A 25,158-nucleotide genomic window follows, 5' to 3' on the forward strand; every position below is an offset into this window, starting at 1 on the left:
GTGTGGTCGTAGTCTGTGCGGGTGAGTGATCCGCAGAGCCCCACGGCCGAGACCGACGATGACGCGCTGGTTCCCACCCTGCGTCGTCCGGTTCTCGTGGCGGCGTTCGAGGGCTGGAACGATGCCGGGGACGCTGCCAGCGGAGCAATCGAGCACCTGGAGATGACCTGGGACGCGAATCCGCTGGCCGAACTCGACTCGGAGGACTACTACGACTACCAGGTCAATCGACCGACCGTGCGGCAGGTCGACGGTGTGGCTCGCGAGATCGAGTGGCCCGCGACCCGTCTGTCGGTGTGCTCACCCCCCGGTAGCACCCGTGATGTGGTTCTCCTGCGCGGCATCGAGCCGAACATGCGGTGGCGCAGCTTCTGCGACGACCTGCTCGAGTTCATGGAGCAACTGGGGGTCGACACCGTGGTCATTCTCGGTGCGCTCCTGGCCGACACTCCGCACACCCGACCTGTCCCGGTCACCGGCACGGCCTACAGCGTCGAGGCTGCCCAGCAATTCAACCTCGAGCAGACACGCTACGAAGGACCGACCGGGATCACCGGGGTTCTGCAGGACGAGTGCGTACGGGCCGGGATCCCCGCGGTGTCCCTGTGGGCCGCGGTCCCCCACTACGTCTCCCAGCCGCCGAATCCGAAGGCCACCGCCGCGCTCCTGCAGCGCGTGGAGGATGTACTCGATATCGAGGTGCCACTCGGTGACCTGACCGCGCGCGCCGAGGAGTGGGAACTCGGCGTCACCGAGATGACCAAGGACGACGAGGAGATCTCGGACTACGTGCGTTCCCTCGAGGAACGCGGCGACGCCGAGGTCGACATGTCCGACGCCGTCGCCAAGGTCGACGGAGACGCGCTCGCAGCGGAGTTCGAGCGCTATCTGCGTCGACGAGGTCCCGGCAGCTTCGGCTTGTGACGGCCCCGAACCGGGCACACGGCCTTCGCGTCGTCGCCCTCTACGTGGGCGGTTTCCTCGGACCGTTCGGCGGGGGCGTGGTCTCGTCGATGCTCCCGGAGATGGGCGCGGACCTCGGTGTCACCGCCCAGACCGCGTCGATCACACTCACCGCGTACCTGCTGCCCTTCGCCGCGATGATGCTCGTCTCGGGAACTCTCGGGACACGCTGGGGTCGGATGCGCACCGTGCGGATCGCGTACGGGCTCTACCTTGTCGCGTCCGCGGTGTGCGCTCTCGGCCCGAATCTCGAGACCGTACTGGTGGGCCGGGTGATGCAGGGTTGTGCGAACGCGTTCACCTCGCCGCTGCTGCTGGCCTCCCTTGCCCTGATCACCCCGCGTGAGAAGCTCGGACGGGTGCTCGGCACCTTCGGTGCCCTGCAGGCCGCGGGGACCACCGTTGCACCCCTGGTGGGCGGAATCGCGGCGGAATTCGACTGGCGGCTGGCGTTCTGGATTCTCGCGGCCGCCTCGGCGGTACTCGGCGCGGCCGGCTTGCCGAGGATCACCACAACCCCCTCGACCGGGGAGTCGGCACCTCGCCTGCGCGACGCACTGACCACGCGTGTGTTTCGGATCGGCATGGTCGCACTGTTGGGGTGGGGTGCGCTGGGTGGTCTGGGATTCCTGGTGGCCTATCGGGCGCAGGACTACTTCGCCCTCTCCCCCGGGGCGCGTGGGTTGCTCCTGACCGGGTTCGGTGTCGCCGGGGTCTTGGCAGCACGTCCGGTGGGGTCACTCATCGACCGGATCGGTGCGAGACGCACGGTGATCGTCGGCGCCGTGTGCGGAGCAGCGCTGGTGGCCGCTGCAGGAACGGTGAACATCCTGGTCGTGGTGGCCGCGGCCTGGATGCTCGCCGGTGTTGCGTCACAGTTCGTCCTGGTCGGCGTCAATGCTGCGGTGCTCGCAGGTGGTTCCACCAACTCCGGTGGCTCGGTCTCGGTGGTTCAGGCGTTCCGGTTCGGCGGCGCCGCACTCTCACCGCTGGCACTGACTCCTCTGTACGGGGTTCACCCAGCCGTTGCGTTCCTGGCGCCTGCGCTGGCTCTGGCGCTGCTCGCCCCGGCTCTCATGCCGCACACGTCCCGCTCGGGCGAGCGGGCCGACGCCTGACACGCGCCCGGTCAGAGGGCCACGCCGAGAAGAGCGTCGACCAGGGTGGACACCGCTCTCGGTGCGGAGGGGTCCGATCCGCCGACGTTGCCGTCGCCGACCGCGAGCGCGTCGCGCGCCCACGCGTCGACGGCGTCGAGAGCACGCGGGGAGTTCAAGTCGTCGGCCATGTGGCGGCGGACGCGGGCAATGGTGTCGACGGCGGACGGCCCGGCCTCGAGGCCCACTGCCCTGCGCCACAGGTCCAACCGCGCCTGCGCGTCCTCGAGGACCTGCGGCGACCAGGGCCGGTCCTCGCGGTAGTGCCCGGCCAGGATCCCCAGTCGAACGGCCCCGGCCTCCACGCCGTCGGCGAGCAGTGTCGAGACGAACACCAGGTTGCCCAAACTCTTCGACATCTTGACCCCGTCCAGCGAGATCATGCCCGTGTGAACGTAGTGCCGAGCGAAGCGATCACCGCTGGTCACGGCCTCGGCGTGAGCGGCCGAGAACTCGTGGTGCGGGAAGATCAGATCGCTCCCGCCGCCTTGGACGTCGAACCCGAAACCGATGCGGTTGAGGGCAATTGCCGCGCACTCGACGTGCCAGCCCGGTCGACCGTCGCCGAAAGGTGCGGGCCACGACGGCTCGTTCGGTCGACGGGCACGCCACAGCAGAGCGTCGAGACGATCACGCTTGCCGGCCCGGTCGGGGTCGCCGCCACGTTCGGCGAAGAAGGCCTCCATTGTTGCCTGGTCGTAGTTGGACTCGTAGCCGAACTGCTCGGTGGCGTCGACACGGAAGTAGACGTCGGGGAACTGCGGATCGTCCACGACATACGCGTGCCCGGACTCGAGCAGCCGGCCGACCAACTCGACCACCTCGCCCACCGATTCCACCGCGCCCACGTAGTCACGCGGAGGGATCACGCGCAGTGCCGTCATGTCGGAGCGGAACAGGTCGGTCTCGCGCTGCCCCAGATCACGCCAGTCGACACCGTCGCGGGCCGCGCGTTCGAACAGCGGGTCGTCGACATCGGTGACGTTCTGGACGTAGTGGACGTCATGGCCGAGGTCGCGCAGCACCCGATTCACCGAGTCGAATGCGACGTAGGTGGCGGCGTGGCCGAGATGTGTTGCGTCGTATGGAGTGATCCCGCACACGTACATCGTGGCGACGTCGCCCGGGGTCAGCGGTCGGACCGCGCCGTCGGCAGTGTCGTGGAGCCGCAAGGACGGGCCTGCTCCGGGAACCGTGGGAACGTCGATCTCGGGCCACGCCTTCATGCAGGCGAGCGTACACAGCGCGCTGGAGGGGTCCGCGTCAGAACGCAGGCCACGGAATCGGTCGCCCATGGTCGGGACCGGGCATCACCGGCCTGGCGAGAAGATCGCCGATACGTTCGGCCAACGCGCGAACCTCGGCTCGGGTGATCAGCTCGGCCAGGCGCTCGCCGAGTTCACCGTCCAGTAGCGCGGAGAGATCTGCCACGTCGGCCATCAGTGCGTCGTCTATGGCCCGCCCGGCCCAACCCCACAGCACTGTGCGCAGCTTGTTCTCCCCGTGCAGACAAATCCCGTGATCGACCCCGTAGACGGACCCGTCGAGACCCTCGAGGACGTGGCCACCCTTTCGATCGGCGTTGTTGATGATCACGTCCAGGACCGCCATTCGCATCAGCCGAGGGTCGTCGGCGTGCACCAGCGTCACCTCGTCGCCGCGCTCGTCGTACGCACGCAGGATGGGCAGCCAGCCGGTCGGCAGAAGGTCCGGTCGGCACAGGTCCACGAGATCGAGCGCGGTGCCTTCCTCGGGATGCCGCTCTACGGTGTAGATCCACCTCTGCACCATTCCCGGGCCGAGGGGACCATCGCGCAGCACGGTCGTGGGGATCACATCCCAGCCCAGCGCGTCGGAGACGAGGTAGGAGGCGACCTCGCGGCCGGCGAGCGTGCCGTCGGGGAAGTCCCACAGCGGCCGCTCACCCCGAATCGGCTTGTACACGCACCTCAGCGGCCCCTCGGCACCCACGTCACCCTCGCTGCCGCGCTCGCGTGCGATGTCGCAGACCAGGGTGGCGTTGCTCGCCACGGCTACACGTCCGACGATGTCGAGCTCTCCGTGCGTGAGCAGGTCCGTGTCGTCGTCGATCACGCGCGTGCCCTCACGTGTCGTCGCCGAACTCGGGCTCGGCGGTCGGCAGAGATCGGCGACGGTATCCGTTCGTCCGCACGCAGACGTGGCCGGAGGCTGCGATCGGCTCCTGGCACAGAGGGCACGGTCGACGCCCTGCGGCGATCACTCGCTCGCTCCGGGCGGTGAACCCGCGCGCCTGATCGGGGGTGAGGAACACGCGAACTGCATCGGGACCGTCGTCGGTGTCGTCCAGCACCACCGACTCGTCCACTTCCGTCTCGGTGATCGCGAGCAGCTCCACCACCACGGCGCCGGCCTCGGCGTCCCACCCCAGGCCCATGGTCCCGACGTGGAACTCTGCTTCGATGGGCATGATCAGCGGGTCGACGTCGACGTCGGCGGTGGGAGCGCCGGGCACGTCGGCTCCGAAACGGCGCGCCACTTCGTCGAGAAGTAGGCCCACGCGGTCGGCGAGGACCTGGACCTGCTGCTTCTCGAGCGCAACGCTGACCACCCGTGCCTGGTGCACGACCTGGAGGTAGAACGAGCGCTCGCCGGGCTCTCCGACCGTTCCTGCCACGAAGCGGTCGGGAGTGCGGAAGACATGGATGGCTCGGGGCACGCTCACCTCCCTGGCGCTGTAATGATCTGGGACCGGCACCGGAGCGCGATGCGGGGCGTGGACCCCATTATTCGCGCATCCTGGAGACCTCGAGGCTCGTCCGGGCGGGCACCGTCACGTCCCGCCACCCGGAACGGCATCGGAGGAGGACTGTTCTCCCTGATCAGAGGACTCTTCAGATGTCGTTGCGGGTGCAGTTTCGCTGGGAACGAACGCGGACAGGTCACCGCCGGTGTCGCCGACCCGATGGACGAACGCGCGTGTTTCGGTGTACCGCACGATGCTGATGGACGCGGGTTCGACGACGATCGACTGGAACGAGTCCAGGTGCGCGCCGAGCGCATCGGATACGACCGACTTGATCACGTCGCCGTGCGAGCACGCGACCCAGAGCACGTCTTTCCCGTGCTGCTCCGCAAGGCGCCGATCATGCTCACGAACGGCACGCACCGCCCGTCGCTGCACGTCGGCCAGCCCTTCCCCGCCCGGGAACACGGCGGCGGATGCATGCTGCTGCACCACTTTCCACAGTGGTTCGGCCACCAGGTCCTTGATCGCGCGCCCCGTCCACTCGCCGTAGTCGACCTCGACGATGGAGTCCTCCACGACCGGTTCCAGGTTGCGGCTGACCGCCAGGGGCGACACCGTCTGTGCGCATCGCAGCAGAGGGGACCGGACGATCTCCACGATGGGCAGTGGGGCGAGTCGATCCACCAGCGTCTGCGCCTGGATCAGACCGGTCGGATCGAGTTCCACACCCTCCGATCGCCCGGCGAGTGTGTGGGCGGTGTTCGACGTCGAACGGCCGTGTCGAAGCAGGATCACCGTCATACCGGCCGACCCTACGTGGCCGAGACCGTGCCGGTCGCCAGCAGGACCATCACCGCGACACCGACCACGATGCGGTAGCCCACGAACCAGTTCAGTGAGTTCGACGCCACGAACCTGAGCAGCCAGGCGATCGATGCGTAGCCGAGTACGAAGGCGACCACCGTGGCCACCAGAAGCTGCGGTCCCGATGCAGTGAGACCTTCACCCGCAGGCGCGAACGCATCCGGCAGGGAGAACAGGCCTGAGGCGGTCACCGCCGGGATGGCGAGCAGGAACGAAAATCGCACGGCAGCCTGGCGTTCGAGACCGAGGAACAGGCCGGCGCTGGACGTGGCTCCCGAGCGGGACACCCCGGGGATCAGCGCCAGGCACTGCGCGAAACCCATGGCCAGGCCGTCGCGAGTGGTGATCTGCTCGATGGGCCTGTCCTGGCGACCGACCTTTTCTGCCAGCGCGATCACCAGGGCGAAGATGATCAGCATCGACGAGATCAGCCACAGGTTGCGGGCACCCGTGCGGATCTCGTCCTTGAACAGAAACCCGAGCACTCCGATCGGCACCGTCGCAATGATCACGTACCACCCGATGCGGTAGTCGAGCTCGCCCCGTTTGCTCCGGTCGAACAGGCCGCCGACCCAGGCTCGGACGATGCGCGCGATGTCGCGCGCGAAGTACAGCAGCACCGCGAGTTCGGTACCGAGCTGTGTCACGGCGGTGAAGGACGCGCCGGCATCGGAGCCGAAGAACACCTGCGAGACGATGCGCAGGTGTGCCGACGACGAGACGGGCAGGAACTCCGTGAGACCCTGGACTGCACCGAGAACGAGCGCCTGCGCCCACGACATCGATTCGACGATCACGTGCGCAGACGGTACTAGGGATCGGTCGCAGGCAGTCCGGTAGTGGGTCGCGTGACCCGCGGAGAGGTCGTGTGGTGCAGGTGCATCGGTCCAGGCGGTTCGAGCAGTCCCTTCGAGTGGCGTCGGCGCGTCGACGGTCGGCGTGGTGGAAGTCGGCCGCTGCGACCATCACAGCGCTGGCCCTGACCGCGGGGTGTTCGTCGTCGCCGGACCCGTCGTCCCTGCCGACCCGCGATCCTCAGACACCGGTGGCCTCGCCACCCACGGCCGCTCCGGCGGCGGGGAGCGTCGTCCTGCCGGGTGTGAGTGTCTCGGCGGTGGTGGTCGACCAGTCGACGCGCACAGTGGCCGCGCTCGACGCGCGCGGTACCTCGCTCTACCTGCTCGGGGCAGCACCGACCGGTGGGCCCGCACGCACGGTGACCCTCGACCCACCCGGTACCTCTCTGTCGGCCGGGCGCGATGGAACGGTGCTGGTGACCACGTCCGCGGGAGTGAGCACGATCGATGTGCGCACCGCGAGGGCCGCCTCGACGCCGGTCGCCTCCGGGGCGGTGTCGGCCGTGCCGTTCGGTGACGGACTGGCCGTGGGAACGGTCGCCGGCCCGGTGGAGCTTCTCGACGGGTCCGGAGCTGTGCGCTCGACGATCCGCGGACTGGTGACCGCGGACGTGCTGACGGCCGTCGACGGCGCCCTGACCGCGCTCGATCGGCGGCAGACGTCGGTGACCTCGCTGAACACCGACCGCAGTGCTCTCGGGCCGGCTCTACGGGCCGGGGAGGGCGCAACCACGATGAGTGCGGCACGCGACGGCCGACTCGCGGTCGCCGACACCGCCGACGACGAGTTGCTGATCTTCACCGACAACGATCTGATTCTGCGCCAGCGGTTCCCGGTGTCCGGCTCACCGTTCGGCGTCACCGTCGACAACGCCACATCCCTGGTCTGGGTGACCCTCACCGGCGTCAACCAACTCGTCGCGTTCGACATCTCCACCGGGATCCCGGTGGAGAAACAGCGGGTGGCCACGGTGGCCCAGCCCAACTCGGTGGCGGTCGACGAGGTCGGCGGGAGAGTCTACGTGGGCTCCGCTGCAGGTGGAGGCATCGTCGCGGTACCGTCACAACCGACCGCGTGAGTGGGAGCAGCCAGTGGAACGAATCGACTGCCTATAACCGAGCGGAGGATGAGGATGAGCGAGCGACGCCGCGGACCGCGATCACGCGCACTGCCCGAGGGGTGGGCAGCCGAGTCCGACGACTGGGAGTACGTGCCGCTGCGCCTACCACCGGACGTCACTCGAGTGACGGCATCGATGCGCCTGGCCATCACGGCCGAATTCGGCGGGTGGGAACTCTCGCGCGTTCGCCTCTACACCGATGGCAGCCGTCGGGTGCTGCTGCGGCGGCGCAAGTCCGCTGCCGCGGTTCCACCGGCGGGAATCGGCTGATGCGTCCGTACGATCTTCTGTTGCGTGTGATGTTCCTCATCACGCCGGAGCGGATCCACCACCTCGCGTTCGCAGCGATGCGGCTGGTCACCAAGCCCCGACCGCTGGCCGGCCTGGTGCGTCGACTTCTCTGCACCGACGATGCGATCCTCGGGTCCACGGTGTTCGGAGTGCGGTTTCCCTACCCGGTCGGCCTGGCCGCGGGGTTCGACAAGGATGCCGCCGGCGTCGACACATGGGGTCCCCTGGGTTTCGGGTTCGCCGAGATCGGAACCGTCACCGCGCAGGCCCAGCCGGGCAATCCCGCGCCCCGGCTCTTCCGCCTTCCCGCCGATCGTGCGCTGATTAATCGGATGGGCTTCAACAATCACGGCGCTGTCGCCGCAGCCGCCCGCCTGGCCCGTCGACGGCCGGATGTGCCGATCGGTGCGAACATCGGCAAGACCAAGGTGGTCGAACCCGAGTTCGCGGCCGCCGACTACGCGAGCAGCGCCAGGGCCCTGGGGTCGGTGTGCGATTTCGTGGTGGTCAACGTCAGCTCACCGAACACCCCGGGTCTGCGGGATCTGCAGGCGGTGCAGTCGCTGCGCCCGATCCTCTCGGCGGTGATGGCGCAAGTACAGGTGCCCGTCCTGGTGAAGATCGCTCCCGATCTCTCCGACGAGGATGTCGATGCCGTCGCCGATCTGGCGGTGGAGCTCTCGCTCGCGGGAATCGTCGCCACGAACACCACCCTCTCGCGTGCGTCCCTGGCCACCCCCGCAGGGACCGTCGAGGCGATCGGGGCCGGCGGACTGTCCGGGCCGCCGGTGGCGGAGCGCTCCCTCGCGGTTCTACGACGGCTGTACTCCCGGGTGGGCGGACGCCTGGCCCTGATATCGGTGGGCGGGATCGAGTCCGCCGACGACGCGTGGGAGCGGATCGTGGCCGGTGCCGATCTGGTGCAGGGCTATACCGGCTTCATCTACGGGGGCCCGTTCTGGGCCCGACGGATCAATCGGGGCATCGCCGAGCGACTGCGGAGATCGGGAATGACCACCCTGGCGCAGGCCGTCGGCAGCGGGGTCACCCACACCTGAGCCCCACGCTCAGCTGTGCAGGAGAAAGTGCTCGAACACGCGGGTGCCGAAGACCAGCGATTCGACGGGAACACGCTCGTCGACACCGTGGAAGAGCGCAGCGAAGTCCAACTCCGGTGGAAGGCGCAGCGGCGCGAAGCCGAAGCACCGAATCCCCAACTTGGCGAAGGCCTTTGCGTCCGTGCCACCGGAGAGCATGTAGGGAACGGTGCGGCCCTCGGGATCGTGCGCGAGGATCGCCGCGCCCATCGCGGCCACGAGGTCACCGTCGAAGGTGGTCTCGTACGGCTCGAGGTCGGTGATCCACTCACGAGTCACGTCGGGTCCGAGCAGGGCGTCGAGTTCGCGCTCGAACGCCGGCCGTCGTCCCGGAAGGATCCGGCAGTCCACCACAGCCGTCGCGGTCTGCGGGATCACGTTGGCCTTGTACCCGGCAGCGAGCATGGTCGGATTCGCAGTATCACGCATGGTGGCGCCGACGATGCGGGCCAGGTTGCCCAGTTTGGCGAGTATCCCGTCGAGGTCGGGTGAGTCGGGGTCGATCTCGACACCGGTCTCCTCGGAGAGGGCGGCCAGGAACTCCCGGACGGAGTCGGTCATCACGAGGGGGAACGTATGTCGGCCGATTCGCGCGACGGCCTCGGCCAGGTGGGTCACCGCGTTCTCCTCGTGCAGGAACGAGCCGTGGCCGGCGCGCGCCGAAGCCGTCAGCCGCATCCACCCCAGCCCCTTCTCCGCCGTCTCGACCAGATAGAGCCGCCGACTGTCGCCGTCGGGGTTGGTCACGGTGAGTGAGAACCCGCCCACTTCGCCCACCGCCTCGGTGACACCGTCGAACAGATCCGGTCGGTGCTCGACCAGCCAGTGCGATCCCAGCGCCCCGCCCGCCTCCTCGTCGGCGAGGAAGGCGAACACCAGATCGCGCGGGGGGACGGTTCCCGCCGACCGGAACTGGCGCGCGAGAGCGAGAGCCATACCGACGGTTCCCTTCATGTCGACCGCACCGCGGCCCCACAGGTAACCGTCCTCGATCGCACCGGAGAACGGGTGCACGCTCCAGTCCGCCGCCTGCGCCGGGACGACGTCGAGGTGGCCGTGAACCAGAAGCGCCCCGCGGGAGGGATCCGAACCGGCCAGGCGCGCGAAGACGTTGCCGCGGCCGGGCGCCCCGGACTCCACGTAGACGGTCTCGTACCCGACGGCCTCGAGCTGTGCGGCCACCCAGCGGGCGCATTCCGCTTCGCCCGCCGTGGTCTCCGGCTCACCGGTGTTGGAGGTGTCGAAGCGGATGAGAGATGCCACGAGGTCGACCACTTCGTCGGTGGCGATGGTCGGCGAGTGGGGCTGCGCGGTGCTCACGGCTCCCTTACTACCACCGGGCCCGACGGACCACGACGAACCCGGCCTCGACGCGGCATTTTGGATCGCGGCGAGCTATCGACTAACCTTGGCCCTCGCGCCGGGAAGCCTGGCGAGCGGTACCAGAATGTCCGAGTGGCGGAATGGCAGACGCGCTAGCTTGAGGTGCTAGTGTCCTATTAACGGACGTGGGGGTTCAAGTCCCCCCTCGGACACAACGAGCCCCGATTCCCACCGAATCGGGGCTCTTCTGGTTCATCCCCCGCACTTCCTCCGAGTGCCCAGTCCGTCCGAGAGCGAGTATCGATGGCCACCGAGTTCGGTGACGAGCACGCTTCCCGGCGTACCGAGCCCATTTCGCCGCAGGATCTCGCCACCGCACTCGACGTTCTCGCCCGCGCCGCCGACCTCGCCGAGGACCACCCGGATTCCGTTGCGCTGCGGCTCGCGACAGCGGGGCTGTTCAAGGCCGTCAAGAAGCAGCGGCGGCGGGCGCGGCGCGACGAGGTCGCCGCCGCCGACCGCGCCGTCATCGCCGCGACGGCCACCGGCTCGCCCGAACGCATCGACGACGAGACCTCCGGGATAGCTCTGACCTCCCGGGCGCCGGGTGACCACGCCGGGACGCTTATGCGCGCTCGGCCCTGTTACGTCTGCAAACAGCGCTACACCCACGTCGACGCCTTCTACCACCAGCTGTGCCCGTCGTGTGCGGCCGTGCATCACGCCAAGCGTGCGGCCCACACCGACCTGCGGGGGCGGCGCGCCCTGTTGACCGGCGGTCGCGCCAAGATCGGTATGTACATTGCGCTGCGATTGCTGCGCGACGGGGCCCACACCACGATCACCACGCGGTTTCCCCGCGACGCGGTGCGGCGTTTCGCGGCCATGCCCGACAGCGATCAGTGGTTGCACAGGCTGCGAGTGGTCGGCATCGATCTCCGTGACCCGGCGCAGGTGGTCGCGCTGGCCGATTCGGTGGCCGAGCAGGGTCCGCTCGACATCCTGATCAACAACGCCGCTCAGACCGTCAAACGCTCGGCGGGCTCGTATTCGGCTCTGGCGCGGGCAGAGTCGCAGCCGCTCGAGATCACCCCGGTGGAGATCGTCTCGCTCGGAGTCACCAGCGACGCCCATCCTGCGGCTCTCGCGGGGCCCCTGGAATCGGTGCCCGCCTCGGTTGTCCCCACCGGGCCGAGCCCGTCCGATGTCGCCGCGCTCGCTCGAATCGCGGGATCGGCCTCGCGGCAACGGCTCCGCGACGGCGTGGCGATAGACGCCGGTGGTCTGGTGCCCGACCTCGCTGCGACCAACAGTTGGATCCACACGGTCGACCAGGTGGACCCGCTGGAGTTGCTCGAGGTGCAGCTGTGCAACTCCGTGGCACCGTTCATCCTGGTGTCGCGTCTGCGACCCGCACTCGCCGCCTCGGCGGCGCGACGAAAGTACGTCGTCAACGTCTCGGCGATGGAAGGGCAGTTCGCCCGTGGATACAAGGGATCCGGCCATCCGCACACGAACATGGCGAAGGCGGCGCTGAACATGCTCACACGCACGTCGGCCGCGGACCTCGCCACCGACGGCATCCTCATGACCGCCGTCGACACCGGGTGGATCACCGACGAACGTCCGCACCCGACGAAGATGCGATTGGCGGAGGAGGGATTCCACGCACCCCTCGACCTCGTCGACGGGGCGGCCCGCGTGTACGACCCCATCGTTCAGGGCGAGGCGGGTATCGACATCGTCGGCAAGTTCCTCAAGGATTACGTGCCGTCGCCCTGGTGATCGCGCGTTCGTTCTAGGGTCTAGGTATGCCTGCATCGTCGTCCACCGCGCCCGAACCCGACCCCGAGGAGATCTCGGACCTCGACCACGACATCGTCGTGTTCGGGGCCACCGGATACGTCGGCGAACTGACCGCAGCGCACCTGGCGTCCACCGCGCCGGAGGGCACCCGTATTGCCCTCGCGGGACGCTCGCGCACCAAACTCGAGACCGTACGGGCCCGAATCCCCGGCGCGGGTTCCTGGCCGCTGATCGTCGCGGACGCCGACGATGCCGATGCTCTCGCGCAGCTGGTCGGCTCGACCCGTGTCGTGGTCACCACCGTGGGCCCGTACGCCAAGTACGGTCACCTGCTCGCCCACGCCTGCGCGGCGGCGGGCACCGACTACGTCGACCTGACGGGCGAAGTGCTCTTCGCGCGGGAGAGCGCCGACCGCAACCACGATCTCGCCCACGCCACCGGCGCCCGCATCGTTCACTCGTGTGGGTTCGATTCCGTCCCTTCCGATATCGGTGTCCACGTGCTGTTCTCGGCCGTCCACGCGGCCGGCGACGGGGAGCTGACCGACACCACCCTGATCCTGACCTCGGCCAGCGGCGGTGTCAGCGGCGGCACGATCGATTCGCTCCGCGAGCAGGTCGACGTGATGGTCGGCGACCCGGCGGCGCGTCGGGTCGCGTCCAGTCCGTACTCCCTCACGCCCGACCGCGACGCCGAACCGGACCTCGGCCGCCAGAGCGACAGCGCCACGGTCAAGGGTTCGGACATCCACCCGTCGCTGGAGGGGTGGAAGGCACCGTTCTTCATGGGCTCGTACAACACTCGCGTCGTCCGGCGCACCAATGCCGTGCTCGGGTACCCCTACGGCAAGTCCTTCCGGTATGGCGAGGCGATGAACGTCGGGTCTTCGGCGCTGAGCCGTGTGGTGGCACCGCTGGTCGGCGGCGCCGTGACAGCAGTGGTCGCCGGGATGGCCTTCGGCCCCACCCGCTGGGTCCTCGACCGCATCCTGCCCTCGCCCGGCGAGGGGCCGAGCGAGAAGACGCGGCGCAGCGGGTACTTCATCTGCGACATCTACACCCTCACCACCACGGGTACCCGATGGAGAACGCGGGTGAAGGCCTCCGGCGATCCCGGATACGCCGCGACGGCGGTGATGCTCGGTGAAGCCGCACTGGCCCTGGTGCACAACCGCGACGAGCTGCCCAGCTTCGGCGGCGGGGTACTGACGCCCGCCTCGGGGATCGGTGATGCGTTCGTCACCCGACTGCGCGGAGCCGGCGTCGAGCTCACGGCTGAGCGGGTGTGACCATGTCGAGAGCGTCTTCTTCTCCGGCGGTCGCCGAGGGTGTCACCGAGTCCGCACTGACGTCGTTGTTCCGATGGAATGTCGCACTGACGGTGCTGCACGCGGTCCAGGCCGTTGCCGTGATCGCGCTTGCCAACGGGTTTGCCATCACGGTCACCTCCTCGTATCCCGTCGGCCCACCCGGAACTCCGGTGCCGGCACCGTCGGACCTGTTCTCGGTCTCGGTGGCCGGCGCCGTGGCGGTGTTCCTCGCGCTCGCCGCGATCGACCACCTCCTCACCGCATCGGTGGGCCGGTCGGTCTACGAGCGGGACCTGCGCGCCGGGATCAACCGTTTCCGCTGGGCCGAGTACTCGATCAGCGCAACGATCATGGTGGTGCTCATCGGCTTCTACTTCGGGCTCACCGGCATCTCGACAGTGGTCACCGTGATCGGGTCGAACGTGGCGATGATCTTCTTCGGCTGGTTGCAGGAGCGGCTCAATCCACCCGGCCGCACGTCGACGACCATGCTGCCCTTCTGGTTCGGCACCGTCGCCGGATCGGCGCCGTGGGTGGCGATCGTCATCAACTTCGTCGGCGTCGGCAGCAACCTGCCCACGTTCGTGGTGTGGATCTTCATCTCGCTCCTGATCTTCTTCGCGAGCTTCGCGGTGAACCAGTGGCTGCAGTATCGGCGGATCGGCCCGTGGCGGAGTTACGCGTTCGGCGAGCGGTCGTATCTCGTGCTGAGCCTGGTGGCCAAGTCTGCGCTGGCATGGCAGATCTTCGCGGGGTCGCTCGCGCAGTGAGTTCGCGAACCACCCTCGTGGTCGACGTCGACACCGGGATCGACGACTCGCTAGCGCTGCTCTATCTCCTCGCCCGCCAGGACGTCGCCGAGATCGCGGTGCTGGCCTGCACAGCAGGAAATGTGCCCACCGAGCAGGTCCTCGAGAACAATCTGCGCTGGCTCGATGTCTGCGGGGCCCCGCCCATCGAGGTCGCGCGCGGCGCGGAGGGTCCCCTCGTGGCCCCGTTGATGACCACCGAGGACACCCACGGTCCGCGCGGCGTCGGATACGCCGAACTGCCGCCGTCGCGCCGGACGGCGTCGTCGCGCAGTGCGGCACGTGCCTGGGCGGAGACCGTGCGGGCCGCTCCCGGTGAAGTGGTCGGGCTGGTCACCGGACCCCTGACCAATCTGGCGCTGGCGATCCGGGAGGACCCCGAGCTGCCGTCGCTGCTGCGACGTCTGGTGGTGATGGGGGGATCCTTCGATCACCCGGGCAACACGACACCGACCTCGGAGTGGAACGTCGCGGTCGATCCCGAGGCCGCGCAGGAGGTGTTCGCGGCTTTCGACGGCGCGGACCCGGATCGACTACCGATCCTGTGCTCGCTGGGATTGACCGAGACCATCGAAATGCACCCCCGGCACCTGGCGAAGCTGGCCGAGATCGCAGGTAGCGAACCGATCGAGCACCTGTCCGCCGCCGACGAGCCCGGCACCCGCTCGACCGCGTCGAAGCCGATCGTGCGGCACCTGACCGACGCTGTTCGCTTCTACATGGAGTTTCATCTCGCGCAGGGTGAGGGCTATCTCGCGCACATGCACGATCCGTTCGCCGCTGCGGTGGCTCTGAACCCGACCATCGCCCGCTACGAGACGGCGACCGTCGACGTCGAACTGACGGGAACGCTCACCCGCGGAACCACGGTCGCCGATCGACGCGGGTTCTGGGGACGCTCCCCCAATGCGGCGATCGCGGTGTCGACGCAGCCGGACGCGTTCTTCGATCATCTTCTCGACACGGTCGGCACCTACGCGTCCGAGCTCTGATCAGCGGTCGAACGCGGCAAGAATCTCCTGTGCGCCGAGCGCCGCGGTGAGTTCTCCGTCGGCGACGCGCTTCTCGACATCGGCGCGCACCGCGGCGACCGCGGCATTGCCGGCCAGGCGCCGCAGGAGCTGGTCGTGGACCATCGACCACGTCCACTGCACCTGCTGTCGTCGTCGACCGGCCTCGAACTCGCCGGCCTCGGTGAGGACTCGACGATGCTCGCAGACCGCATCCCAGAACGAATCGAGCCCGGAGCCCTCCAGGGCGCTCATCGTCAGCACCCGCGGGGTCCACAGCGCATCGTGCGGGTAGATCAGTCGCAGCGCCCCCGCGAGTTCGCGGGCAGCACCCTTGGCCTCGGTGAGATGTTTGCCGTCGGCCTTGTTCACCGCCACCACGTCGGCGAGCTCGAGCACGCCCTTCTTGATCCCCTGCAGCTGATCGCCGGTGCGGGCGAGGGTGAGGAAGCAGAAGCAGTCGACCATGCCGGCCACGGTCACCTCCGACTGTCCCACCCCGACCGTCTCGACGAGGATGACGTCGTATCCCGCCGCCTCGAGCAGCACGATGGTCTCGCGCGTGGCCTTGGCGACGCCGCCCAGAGTGCCCGAGGTGGGCGACGGCCTGATGTAGGCGTTCGGGGCGACCGAGAGGCGCGCCATGCGTGTCTTGTCGCCCAGGATGGAACCACCCGTTCGAGTCGACGACGGGTCGACCGCGAGCACCGCCACACGATGGCCCTGCTCGATGAGCATCGATCCCAGAGCGTCGATGAACGTGGACTTGCCGACACCCGGAACCCCGGTGATACCGACTCGATGGGCCCCACCGGCGAACGGCAGCAGGTGCAGCAGCAGTTCCTGCGCGCGGTCACGATGATCGGCGCGGGTGGATTCGACGAGCGTGATCGCGCGAGCAAGAGCCGAGCGGTCCCGGTTTCGGATCGAGGTTGCCAGGGCCGCGACGTCGGGGGCTGTCGCCATACTTAGGCGTCGACCCCGGTCGACGCGGTCGCGTGGTGACCGAGCGATGCGGCGAGTTTACGCACCAGGTCGACGGCAGCGTCGGAGATCACCGTTCCCGGTGGGAAGATCGCCGCCGCGCCCGCCTGGTAGAGCTCGTCGAAGTCACCGGGCGGGATCACTCCGCCGACAACCACCATGATGTCCGGTCGACCCACCGCTGCCAGGGCATCACGCAGCGCGGGGACCAGCGTGAGGTGGCCCGCAGCCAGGGACGAGACACCGACCACATGCACGTCGTTGTCGGCGGCCTGCTGCGCCACCTCCTCGGGGGTCTGGAACAGAGGACCCACGTCCACGTCGAAACCGATGTCGGCGAAGGCCGTCGCAATAACCTTCTGGCCGCGGTCGTGCCCGTCCTGGCCCATCTTCGCCACCAGGATGCGGGGGCGGCGACCCTCGTCCTCGGCGAACGCAGCGACCAGCTCACTGGCCTGAACCATGTTGTGGGCCTTCCCTGCCTCGTCGCGATACACACCGCTGATGGTGCGGATCTCGGCCTGGTGCCGACCGTAGACCTTCTCGAGGGCGTCGGAGATCTCACCCACGGTGGCCATCGCACGGGCCGCATCGACGGCGAGCGCGAGCAGGTTGTTCTCCACCCCTCCCGCGGTGGACGCGGCGGCCCGGGTCAGTTCGGCGAGCGCGGCCTCGACGCGAGCCGGATCCCGCTCGGCGCGCAGACGCTCCAGTTTGGCGATCTGCTCGGCTCTGACCTTCGAGTTCTCGACCTTGAGGACCTCGATGCTGTCCTTCTCGTCCGGGACGTACTTGTTGACCCCGATCAGCGGCTGGGTACCGGAGTCGATACGGGCCTGTGTGCGCGCCGCGGCCTCCTCGATACGCAGCTTGGGGATGCCCTCCCCGATCGCCTGCGCCATCCCGCCGGCGGCCTCGACCTCGGCGATGTGAGCTCGGGCGCGATCGGCCAGCTGCGCGGTGAGCCATTCGACGTAGTACGAGCCTCCCCACGGATCGATCGGTCGCGTGGTTCCGGACTCCTGCTGCAGCAGTAGCTGGGTGTTGCGGGCGATGCGTGCCGAGAAGTCGGTGGGCAGTGCCAGCGCCTCGTCGAGCGCGTTGGTGTGCAGTGACTGCGTGTGGCCCTGGGTGGCGGCCATGGCCTCGATGCACGTTCGGGAGACGTTGTTGAACACGTCCTGTGCGGTCAGCGACCACCCGGAGGTCTGTGAATGTGTGCGCAGGGACAGCGACTTCGAACTCTTCGGCTCGAACTCACGGACCAGTTCCGCCCACAGCAGACGACCGGCTCGCAGCTTGGCCACCTCCATGAAGAAGTTCATCCCGATCGCCCAGAAGAACGACAGCCGCGGAGCGAAGGTGTCGATGTCCATGCCTGCGTCGAGTCCGGCGCGGATGTACTCGACACCGTCGGCGAGGGTGTAGGCGAGCTCGAGGTCGGCTGTGGCCCCGGCCTCCTGGATGTGGTAGCCGGAGATGGAGATGGAGTTGAACTTCGGCATGTTCGCCGAGGTGTACTCGAAGATGTTGGAGATGATCCTCATCGACGGTGTGGGTGGGTAGATGTAGGTGTTGCGCACCATGAACTCTTTGAGGATGTCGTTCTGGATGGTGCCGGCCAGTTTCTCCGGACCCACACCCTGTTCCTCGGCGGCGACGATGTACAGGGCGAGAATCGGCAGCACGGCGCCGTTCATCGTCATCGACACCGACACCGATCCCAGGTCGATACCGTCGAACAGTTGGCGCATGTCGTAGATCGAGTCGATGGCGACCCCGGCCATACCGACGTCGCCCTGCACACGCGGGTGATCGGAGTCGTATCCGCGGTGGGTGGCCAGGTCGAAGGCGACCGAGAGGCCCTTCTGGCCGGCCGCGAGATTGCGACGGTAGAACGCGTTCGACTCCGACGCTGTGGAGAACCCCGCGTACTGGCGAATGGTCCAGGGCTGGTTGACGTACATGGTGGGATACGGACCCCGCAGGAAGGGCACCGAACCCGGGTACGTGGCGTCGGGATGTCCGGCAGCCTCCACCCGCGCCCGGTCTGCGCCGGTATAGACAGGGTCGACGTCGATCCCCTCCGGCGTGCTCCAGGCGATCTGCTCTGGGGTGTAGCCGTTCGCACGCGCTCCGGCAGAGACGAACGCCGTGACGTCGTCGCTGGTCGGGGGTGCGGACGGTGATCGGGTGGGGTCGACGAGGGTTATGTCGGCGAAGCTGCCGATCGGGTCTGTGCTGCTCATGCTCGGCTCCCGTCGAGAGTGGTCAGTCGGTCGAGGAGGTCGCCCAGAACGGTGACGGCGTCGATCGTCAGGGTGAGGTGGTCGCTGGGCTCGGACTGTCCCTCGGCACCCTCGAAGGGCCGCGGCGGGCCCGCCACGAGGACATGGTCGATCCCCGCCTGCCGAATCAAGGCCACCGCTGCGGGCCCCTCGTCGGTGTAGCGGCGGTCGGTTCCGCAGAGGACGGCCACCGAGGCACCCGAGGCGCGGACCGTCTGTGCGATGTCGGTCACCTCCGGTGTGTAGACGGCCTCGATACCGCCGGAGGCGAGCAGATTCGACACGAAGGTGGTGCGCGCGTTGTGTTCGGCGACCGATCCGAGCGGTACCAGGACGACGGCCGGCCGTGCCCCCGTCCGCGCCAGGTGGGCGTCGCTCAGATCGCGGAGTCGTTCGAAGTCCTGTGCGTACCGAATGGTTCCGGGGGCGGGCGGTGTGGGTGCCGGCAGTGGCTTCTCGGACAGATTGGGGAATTCGTTGACTCCGGTGATCGAGGTTCGTCGGTGGGCGATGTCGTCGGCGCGGGCGTCGCGGGTGGCGGCGACGTCGTGAGCGATCCGACCGTCGGCGAGCGCCGCGCGGTATCCGCCCGCGCTCTCGATGCCGGTGAAGACCGCCCAGGCATGCTCGGCAAGTCGGTCGGTGAGGTCCTCGACGTACCAGGAGCCTGCAGCCGGGTCGATCACGCGTCCGAGGTGGGACTCCTCGAGCAGCAGAAGCTGAGTGTTCCGGGCGATCCGATCCGAGAACGACGGCGAGATGTCCAGTGCGCCATCGGGTAGGGAGACATCGAAGGGAAGGACGGTGACCGAGTCCGCGCCCCCCACACCGGCCCCGAATGCGGCGAGGGTGGTCCGCAGCATGTTCACCCAGGGATCTCGCTGGGCCATCATCGCGGACGAGCTGACCGCATGCTGAGGTGCACCGCCGTTCTCCGGTGCACCCAGGACCTCGGCCACGCGGGCCCACACACGCCGCGCGGCACGGAACTTGGCGATCGTCTCGAATTGGGCGTCGGTGGCGGCGAGGCGGAACTCGATCTGGTCGAGCGCCGCGGGGATCGACAGCCCGGCCTCGGTGAGCAGACGTACGTACTCGAGCCCGGCCGCCGCGGCCAGGCCGACCTCCTGAGCGTCGGCGGCACCCGCGTTGTGGAATGCGGTGCCGTCGACCGTGATGGCCCGCACCTGTTCGGGCCGGTCACCGATCTCGGACACCAGTGCCAGGGTCTGGTCGATGCTCGCCCCGGCGGCGCCGGTGAACTGGTCGGTGAGGGGGGCGGCGCCGAACCGGATGTCGACGGTGGATCGATCGTGCACGGTCGCGGCGTCCAGGTGCGCCAACAGCGCTCGTGCGGTGGTCGCGGTGGCGCTGCCGGCGGCGAGGGTGATGGGCGCGAGGTCGAGGAGGACTCCTTCGAGAGCGCGACCGATGTCGGCCGCGTCGAGTGCGTCGGCGACGAGCCAGACGGAGCTGACCCCGTTCTCGAGTCCGGCCAGTACGGCCGTGTTGATGGCAGCCGGATCGGCGACACCGTGACCTATGCGCGCACTGACGTGCCATCCGCGCGAGACGTCACGATCGGCGGCGCGTCCTCGGACGTAGGGGAATTCGCCGGGGAGCGGATGTTCCGGTCGGTGGTCGAGCGGTCCGTAGAGGGGTTTGATCGTGATGCCGTCGTAGGTGTGTGAATTCAGCATCGACTCGGGTCGATCCCCGAGAGTGGCGGCCTCGACTCGTCGGGACTTGGCGATCACACCTGCCACGGCCCTGCGCCAGGCGTCGAACGCATCCTGGTCCTGAGTGTCCTCACCGGTCGCGCCCCGCGGTGCAGAGCCGGACATGGCTGAGTCAGACATCGTTGCCCTTCGTCACTCGACGCCCCTGTCGGGCCGCGAACCCTCATGTACTCGGAGTGCCTACTATCGACCCTCCAACAATGCTGTGATCGTAGCGGCCTCGTCGTGCGATGCTCGCGGCAACCGGCCCCTGTCGACGAGTGTGCTCCACTCGCCGCGCGGTCGGTACGTTGGTCGTGTGTCAACACCTTCGTCCGGAGACGCCGGTGATGCGGTTGCATCGCGGTCGGTCAAGCACCGCGCACTCCGGCTCGTCGCCCTGGTGGCGCTGGTGGTGGGCCTGGTCGTCATCGTGATCGTGCTCCCCCTGCCGTCCGTGGCCGATCTGCGGCGGGTGTCGCTGTCCTTGGGGCCGTGGTTCCCGATCGTGTTCTTCGCCGTGCACGTGGTGGTCACGATCGCGCCGTTCCCGCGCACGGTCTTCACCGTCAGCGCAGGTGTCCTGTTCGGATCCGCGCTCGGGGTGGGTATCACCCTGGCCGCCACCACGGTCAGCGCCGTCCTGGCGTTTCTGCTCGTCCGAGCCCTGGGACGCGATCTCGTGGCGTCGTGGGCCGACAGGCCCGCAGTGGCGGCCGTCGAGACCAGGCTGGCGCGGCGGGGGTGGTTGGCCGTGGGGTCGCTGCGAATGATCGGACCCGTCCCCTTCTCCGTGGTCAACTACCTGGCCGGGGTGTCGGCGGTGCGGTTGGTGCCGTTCACCGTGGCCACGGCCATCGGGATCATTCCGGGGACGGTGGGCGTGGTGGTGCTGGGGGACGCTCTGACCGGTCATACCGATCCGGCGTTGCTGGTGATCTCCGGTTTGTGCATTGCGATCGGTGTGGTCGGTCTGGTGGTCGATGCCCGCGTTCCCGCCGCACCTGACACATCCCGCACACCCGTGTGATCAGGCTTACAATCTTGATATGGCCGAATCAAGATTCAAAACTTGATCTTAATCAAGTGTCCGGACTTTATTTTCAACTATAAAGTCTCTATGCTTGACCGGTGTTCGTCATCACAGCAGACCAGCGACGTAGTCGCCGCGACGTCGACCGAGTTCCCGACCTCCTCGAGGCCTACCGCGATCGTCAGTTCGAGCGCCCGTTCGACCGAACCGCAGGGGACGAGGTCCAGGCTGTCACCGACGACGCGTCCCTGGTGGTCGACGTTGCGCTGGGGCTCGTCGCAACGGGCCACTGGAGTGTCGGAATCGGTGTCGGAACGATCGACGAACCGCTCCCCGCGATCACCCGAGCCGGCCGCGGACGCGCATTCGAAGCAGCTCGGGACGCGGTCACCCGGGCCAAGAACGCGGCCGGCTCGCTGGCCGTCTCGACCACACCCGCCGTCTCGACGAGCGCGTCCACCGAAGTCTCGACCGCCGCGGCCGACGCCGAGGCAGTACTGACCCTCCTCGCGCTACTCGTCGCTCGCCGTTCGGCGGAAGGTCGTGCGGCAGTGGCGGCGATGGGCCGCCATCGCACGCAGACCGAGGCGGCTCGGGACCTCGGCATCACCGCCCAGGCAATGTCCCAGCGCCTCGCCGTCGCGGGATGGCAACCGGAACTCGCTGCCAGGGTCACCGTCACCCGACTCCTCGAACACGCCGACCGCCCACCCACAGCGAGCCCCCGCGGCTCGGAGATACTCGCACGATGATCGCCCTTGCCATCGGCGCCCTGATCGTTGCTGCGCTCGTTCCGCTGATTCCGGCCAGATGGGTTCCGGCGCCGGTCGTCTCCATCTCGGCCGCAGCCGCACTCGCCGTCGCCGGCGCCGTCGCGGCCACGCTCCCGTCCCCCGTCTCGGGTGCACCCCTGGCTGTTGCGCTCGCAGCGGCGGTACTCGCCGCTGCAACCGGCGGCGTCCCGCTCGTACCCGTCGTGTTCACCCTTGCCCGCCGCGGAGACGACGAGGGGCCGACCCCCGGTGTCCTGCACGGAGGGCTGGTGATCGGGGTACTCGAACGAATTGCGGTCGCGGTGGCGGTGGTATCGGGGTGGCCCGAAGGAATCGCCGTCGTTCTGGCTGTCAAGGGACTCGCGCGCTACCCCGAACTCCGCGAAGCGCACGCATCCGAGCACTTCATCATCGGAACCTTCGCAAGCGTTCTCTGGGCACTGGCAGCCGGCGGCGTCGGCGCCGGTATCACGCGCTGACCTCGCGAAGCTCTCAGATCGTCGGCTCGCCGCCGATCGCCTGCTGATCCTGCGCCGCGTCGAGAGCGTGAGCACCACCGGACTCGCCGATCTGCTGGCGAGCAATGGCCTCTGCCGCTGCGACCGCCTGAGCAACCGCAGGATCGGACGCGCTCTCGAACCACCCGGCCACCTCGGCGGAGTCGTCCTCGGGCTTGGACATCGCCTGCGGTGCCGGGCTGGGCTCGAACCGGAACACCCCGTCGTCGCCGGGCGAGCCGAGCTGACGGGCAAAACCCTTCAGGGACTCCCCGAGATCACTCGGAATGATCCACGTCTTGTTCGCGGACCCTTCCGCAATCTTCGGTAGCGTCTGAATGTACTGGTAGGCAAGCAGTTCCGGCGTCGGCTGCCCGGACTTGATCGCGTCGAACACCTTCTCGATCGCCTTGGCCTCGCCCTGGGCCTGGAGATAGCGTGCCGCCCGCTCGCCCTGCGCACGCAGGATCCGCGACTGCCGCTCACCTTCGGCGGTGAGAATGGCGGCCTGCTTCGCGCCCTCGGCGGCCAGGATCTGGCTCTGCTTCTCACCCTCGGCGGTCTTGATCGACGATTCACGCCGACCCTCCGCGGTGAGGATCGTCGCCCTCTTCTCGCGATCGGCCTTCATCTGCTTCTCCATCGACTCCTGGATCGACGGCGGCGGATCGATGCTCTTGAGTTCGACTCGCGCGACCCGGAGCCCCCATCTGCCGGTGGCTTCGTCGAGCACGCCTCGCAGCTGGCCGTTGATCGAGTCGCGAGAGGTCAGCGTCTCCTCGAGCGTCATACCGCCGACCACGTTGCGCAGGGTGGTCGTGGTCAACTGCTCGACACCGATGATGTAGTTGTTGATCTCGTAGACCGCGGCCTGTGGTGAGGTGACCTGGAAGTAGACGACCGTGTCGATGGATACGGTGAGGTTGTCCTGGGTGATCACCGGTTGAGGGGGGAACGAGACCACTCGCTCGCGCAGGTCGACCTTCGCGCGGACGCGGTCGACGAACGGGATCAGGAACGTCAGCTGCCCCGAGACCGTCTTCGAGTAGCGACCGAGACGCTCGATCACCGCGGCTTCGGCCTGCGGCACCAGGGTCACCGATCTGGCCACGATCACCACCACCAACAGCACGATGACACCGAGCACGATCAGAGCGACCATCTCACACGCCTTTCCATACGACGGCAGTGGCGCCGTCGATACTCATGACCGTGACGGTCGTCCCGGCCGTGTAGCTCTCGTGTCCGTCCAGTGATCGGGCCGTCCACACGTCGCCGGCGAGCGAGATCCGCCCACCATGCTCACCGACGGTCTCGACCACGAGCGCAGGACGACCGATGAGCGCTGCGGTTCCGGTGGTCAGCTCCGGTGCGGCAGTGAACCGACGCGAGAGGGGACGGCGCACCCCGAGCAGGAGGCCGGCCGACAAACCGGCGAAGACGAGGGCGTCGGCCCACAGCGGGAGGTCGGTCAGCGCCGATACGCCTGCAGTCCCCAGAGCGGCGATGCCGAGCATGAGTAGGAACAGTTCACCGGAGACCACCTCGGCAGCGGCCAGCACCACACCGCCGATGAACCACGCGAGCGCGACCACGACACCAGCGTACTGCGACGGCGATCGGGGGCGGCGGTCGGCCGACAGAGCGGGCGCCGCGTCAGAGGTCGGAACCGGTGACGAAGTCGACCAACTGTTCGACTGCGCCGATGAGCGGGGCCTCGAGGTCACGGAAGGAGTCGACCGCGGAGAAGACTCGCCGCCATCCGTCGGCCGGCGACCCCCACCCGAGCCGCGCGCACACTCCGCTCTTCCAGTCCTCGCCCCGGGGAACACGCGGCCACGCGTCGATACCCACCGATGCCGGGCGCACCGCCTCCCAGATGTCGATGAAGGGGTGACCGGTCACCGCGACATGTGGACCCAGTCCTCGGGTGGCCCGATCCTCCTTGGTGTCGGTCAGCAGATGGTCGACCAGCACACCCACCCGCCGTCCCGGACCTGGCCGGAAGTCGACCAGCCGGTCGCCGAGATTGTCCAGCCCATCCAGATACTCCACGACCACTCCCTCGACGCGCAGGTCGTGACCCCACACGCGTTCGACGATCGCTGCGTCGTGGACGCCCTCGACCCAGATCCGCGACGGCAGCGCCACCCGTGCCCGTGCGCCGACCACCGCCGTCGAACCCGACGCCGATCTGCCCGTCGAACCCGACGCCGATCTGCCCGGCGAGTTCGAGCCGCCGACCGCCGGCCGCACGAGTGTCACCGGTGATCCGTCGATGAGGAATGCCGCGGGGTGCAGGGTGAACAGGCGTACGCACCCTGCCGCGTCCTCGAGTCGCACCACCCCCGGGTCCGCCGCGCGCTCGAACCCGAGAACCGCCCCACAGAACCCGCTGGCGGCGTCCTCGACCACCAGCCCGATCTCCGCGACCACAGTGGGAGCTAAGCGGGCTGACCTGCGGGAATGACCGGACAAGATGTCCGTGGAATACATGTCGCGACTGCTCACGGTCGGTCACGATAATCC

General features: G+C 68.4%; 24 protein-coding genes and 1 tRNA gene. 13 read left to right on the forward strand and 12 right to left on the reverse strand.

Going from position 1 to position 25,158, the window contains the following annotated elements; translation table 11 throughout:
- The first annotated feature begins 21 nt into the window (after window positions 1-21).
- Together ACY48E_RS06450 and ACY48E_RS06455 are read left to right on the forward strand one after the other, a co-directional pair.
- On the forward strand, window positions 22-924 hold the full coding sequence (locus tag ACY48E_RS06450) for a PAC2 family protein (RefSeq protein WP_462871309.1): 903 nt from the start codon (window positions 22-24) through the stop codon (window positions 922-924).
- Window positions 921-2,081, forward strand: a complete 1,161-nt coding sequence (locus ACY48E_RS06455; protein ID WP_462871310.1) for an MFS transporter — start codon at window positions 921-923, stop codon at window positions 2,079-2,081. The genes ACY48E_RS06450 and ACY48E_RS06455 overlap by 4 nt, the downstream gene beginning before the upstream one ends.
- 11 nt (window positions 2,082-2,092) lie before the next feature.
- Here the strand turns inward: ACY48E_RS06455 and mshC are convergent, their stop codons facing one another.
- The 5 genes from mshC to ACY48E_RS06480 form a co-directional block, all read right to left on the reverse strand.
- Complete coding sequence (gene mshC / locus ACY48E_RS06460; protein WP_462871311.1) at window positions 2,093-3,346, reverse strand: cysteine--1-D-myo-inosityl 2-amino-2-deoxy-alpha-D-glucopyranoside ligase; 1,254 nt, start codon at window positions 3,344-3,346, stop codon at window positions 2,093-2,095.
- A 37-nt stretch (window positions 3,347-3,383) separates the two neighbouring features.
- Window positions 3,384-4,214: an SCO1664 family protein gene (locus tag ACY48E_RS06465; protein WP_462871313.1), complete on the reverse strand. Its 831-nt coding sequence runs from the start codon at window positions 4,212-4,214 to the stop codon at window positions 3,384-3,386.
- Window positions 4,215-4,224: 10 nt separating this feature from the next.
- Window positions 4,225-4,818: a DUF3090 domain-containing protein gene (locus ACY48E_RS06470; protein ID WP_462871314.1), complete on the reverse strand. Its 594-nt coding sequence runs from the start codon at window positions 4,816-4,818 to the stop codon at window positions 4,225-4,227.
- A gap of 114 nt (window positions 4,819-4,932) precedes the next feature.
- Window positions 4,933-5,649: a histidine phosphatase family protein gene (locus ACY48E_RS06475; protein ID WP_462871315.1), complete on the reverse strand. Its 717-nt coding sequence runs from the start codon at window positions 5,647-5,649 to the stop codon at window positions 4,933-4,935.
- A gap of 11 nt (window positions 5,650-5,660) precedes the next feature.
- Complete coding sequence (locus ACY48E_RS06480) at window positions 5,661-6,506, reverse strand: undecaprenyl-diphosphate phosphatase (protein ID WP_462871523.1); 846 nt, start codon at window positions 6,504-6,506, stop codon at window positions 5,661-5,663.
- Between the two features lie 83 nt (window positions 6,507-6,589).
- Between ACY48E_RS06480 and ACY48E_RS06485 the strand changes: the two genes are divergently transcribed.
- The 3 genes from ACY48E_RS06485 to ACY48E_RS06495 are packed head-to-tail and all read left to right on the forward strand — an operon-like array spanning window position 6,590 to window position 9,039.
- Window positions 6,590-7,648 carry a YncE family protein gene (locus ACY48E_RS06485; RefSeq protein WP_462871316.1) on the forward strand — a complete coding sequence of 353 codons (1,059 nt, stop codon included), beginning with the start codon at window positions 6,590-6,592 and terminating at the stop codon, window positions 7,646-7,648.
- Between the two features lie 54 nt (window positions 7,649-7,702).
- Window positions 7,703-7,960 (forward strand): DUF5703 family protein, encoded by a 258-nt coding sequence (locus ACY48E_RS06490; protein ID WP_462871317.1) that lies wholly within the window; start codon window positions 7,703-7,705, stop codon window positions 7,958-7,960.
- On the forward strand, window positions 7,960-9,039 hold the full coding sequence (locus ACY48E_RS06495) for a quinone-dependent dihydroorotate dehydrogenase (RefSeq protein ID WP_462871318.1): 1,080 nt from the start codon (window positions 7,960-7,962) through the stop codon (window positions 9,037-9,039). The genes ACY48E_RS06490 and ACY48E_RS06495 overlap by 1 nt, the downstream gene beginning before the upstream one ends.
- A gap of 9 nt (window positions 9,040-9,048) precedes the next feature.
- On the opposite strand, the gene ACY48E_RS06500 is transcribed toward ACY48E_RS06495, so the two are convergent.
- Complete coding sequence (locus tag ACY48E_RS06500; protein ID WP_462871319.1) at window positions 9,049-10,398, reverse strand: M20/M25/M40 family metallo-hydrolase; 1,350 nt, start codon at window positions 10,396-10,398, stop codon at window positions 9,049-9,051.
- A 129-nt stretch (window positions 10,399-10,527) separates the two neighbouring features.
- Here ACY48E_RS06500 and ACY48E_RS06505 point away from each other — a divergent pair.
- From ACY48E_RS06505 to ACY48E_RS06525, 5 genes are all read left to right on the forward strand, one after another.
- Window positions 10,528-10,613: transfer RNA gene (locus tag ACY48E_RS06505), tRNA-Leu, on the forward strand.
- Between the two features lie 91 nt (window positions 10,614-10,704).
- The gene (locus ACY48E_RS06510) at window positions 10,705-12,186 is read left to right on the forward strand and encodes an SDR family NAD(P)-dependent oxidoreductase (protein ID WP_462871320.1); all 1,482 of its coding nucleotides are present in this window, start codon (window positions 10,705-10,707) and stop codon (window positions 12,184-12,186) included.
- Between the two features lie 26 nt (window positions 12,187-12,212).
- Window positions 12,213-13,496, forward strand: a complete 1,284-nt coding sequence (locus ACY48E_RS06515) for a saccharopine dehydrogenase family protein (protein WP_462871322.1) — start codon at window positions 12,213-12,215, stop codon at window positions 13,494-13,496.
- Between the two features lie 2 nt (window positions 13,497-13,498).
- On the forward strand, window positions 13,499-14,287 hold the full coding sequence (gene heR / locus ACY48E_RS06520; RefSeq protein WP_462871324.1) for a heliorhodopsin HeR: 789 nt from the start codon (window positions 13,499-13,501) through the stop codon (window positions 14,285-14,287).
- Window positions 14,254-15,318 carry a nucleoside hydrolase gene (locus ACY48E_RS06525; RefSeq protein WP_462871326.1) on the forward strand — a complete coding sequence of 355 codons (1,065 nt, stop codon included), beginning with the start codon at window positions 14,254-14,256 and terminating at the stop codon, window positions 15,316-15,318. Before heR ends, ACY48E_RS06525 begins: the two co-directional genes overlap by 34 nt.
- On the opposite strand, the gene meaB is transcribed toward ACY48E_RS06525, so the two are convergent.
- From meaB to ACY48E_RS06540, 3 genes are read right to left on the reverse strand one after another with little or no spacing between them, the layout of a single operon-like run.
- On the reverse strand, window positions 15,319-16,302 hold the full coding sequence (gene meaB, locus ACY48E_RS06530; protein WP_462871327.1) for a methylmalonyl Co-A mutase-associated GTPase MeaB: 984 nt from the start codon (window positions 16,300-16,302) through the stop codon (window positions 15,319-15,321). It lies immediately after the preceding gene.
- Between the two features lie 2 nt (window positions 16,303-16,304).
- Window positions 16,305-18,569 carry a methylmalonyl-CoA mutase gene (scpA, locus tag ACY48E_RS06535; protein ID WP_462871328.1) on the reverse strand — a complete coding sequence of 755 codons (2,265 nt, stop codon included), beginning with the start codon at window positions 18,567-18,569 and terminating at the stop codon, window positions 16,305-16,307.
- Window positions 18,566-20,452 carry a methylmalonyl-CoA mutase family protein gene (locus ACY48E_RS06540; protein WP_462871524.1) on the reverse strand — a complete coding sequence of 629 codons (1,887 nt, stop codon included), beginning with the start codon at window positions 20,450-20,452 and terminating at the stop codon, window positions 18,566-18,568. Before ACY48E_RS06540 ends, scpA begins: the two co-directional genes overlap by 4 nt.
- Before the next feature lie 193 nt (window positions 20,453-20,645).
- Between ACY48E_RS06540 and ACY48E_RS06545 the strand changes: the two genes are divergently transcribed.
- The 3 genes from ACY48E_RS06545 to ACY48E_RS06555 all read left to right on the forward strand — a co-directional run bounded on the left by ACY48E_RS06545 (window position 20,646) and on the right by ACY48E_RS06555 (window position 22,611).
- Window positions 20,646-21,356, forward strand: a complete 711-nt coding sequence (locus tag ACY48E_RS06545) for a TVP38/TMEM64 family protein (RefSeq protein WP_462871329.1) — start codon at window positions 20,646-20,648, stop codon at window positions 21,354-21,356.
- A 101-nt stretch (window positions 21,357-21,457) separates the two neighbouring features.
- Window positions 21,458-22,111 carry a hypothetical protein gene (locus ACY48E_RS06550; protein ID WP_462871330.1) on the forward strand — a complete coding sequence of 218 codons (654 nt, stop codon included), beginning with the start codon at window positions 21,458-21,460 and terminating at the stop codon, window positions 22,109-22,111.
- Entirely contained in the window at window positions 22,108-22,611 is a 504-nt protein-coding gene (locus ACY48E_RS06555; RefSeq protein ID WP_462871331.1) for a hypothetical protein, read from the forward strand. Before ACY48E_RS06550 ends, ACY48E_RS06555 begins: the two co-directional genes overlap by 4 nt.
- 13 nt (window positions 22,612-22,624) lie before the next feature.
- Here ACY48E_RS06555 and ACY48E_RS06560 read toward each other — a convergent pair whose 3' ends face one another.
- The 3 genes from ACY48E_RS06560 to ACY48E_RS06570 form a co-directional block, all read right to left on the reverse strand.
- The gene (locus ACY48E_RS06560; RefSeq protein ID WP_462871332.1) at window positions 22,625-23,791 is read right to left on the reverse strand and encodes an SPFH domain-containing protein; all 1,167 of its coding nucleotides are present in this window, start codon (window positions 23,789-23,791) and stop codon (window positions 22,625-22,627) included.
- A gap of 1 nt (window position 23,792) precedes the next feature.
- The gene (locus ACY48E_RS06565) at window positions 23,793-24,224 is read right to left on the reverse strand and encodes an NfeD family protein (protein WP_462871333.1); all 432 of its coding nucleotides are present in this window, start codon (window positions 24,222-24,224) and stop codon (window positions 23,793-23,795) included.
- A gap of 61 nt (window positions 24,225-24,285) precedes the next feature.
- On the reverse strand, window positions 24,286-25,125 hold the full coding sequence (locus ACY48E_RS06570) for a DUF3097 domain-containing protein (RefSeq protein WP_462871525.1): 840 nt from the start codon (window positions 25,123-25,125) through the stop codon (window positions 24,286-24,288).
- Window positions 25,126-25,158 lie beyond the last annotated feature (33 nt).

The sequence above is a fragment of the Rhodococcus sp. AZ1 genome, from assembly GCF_054979605.1.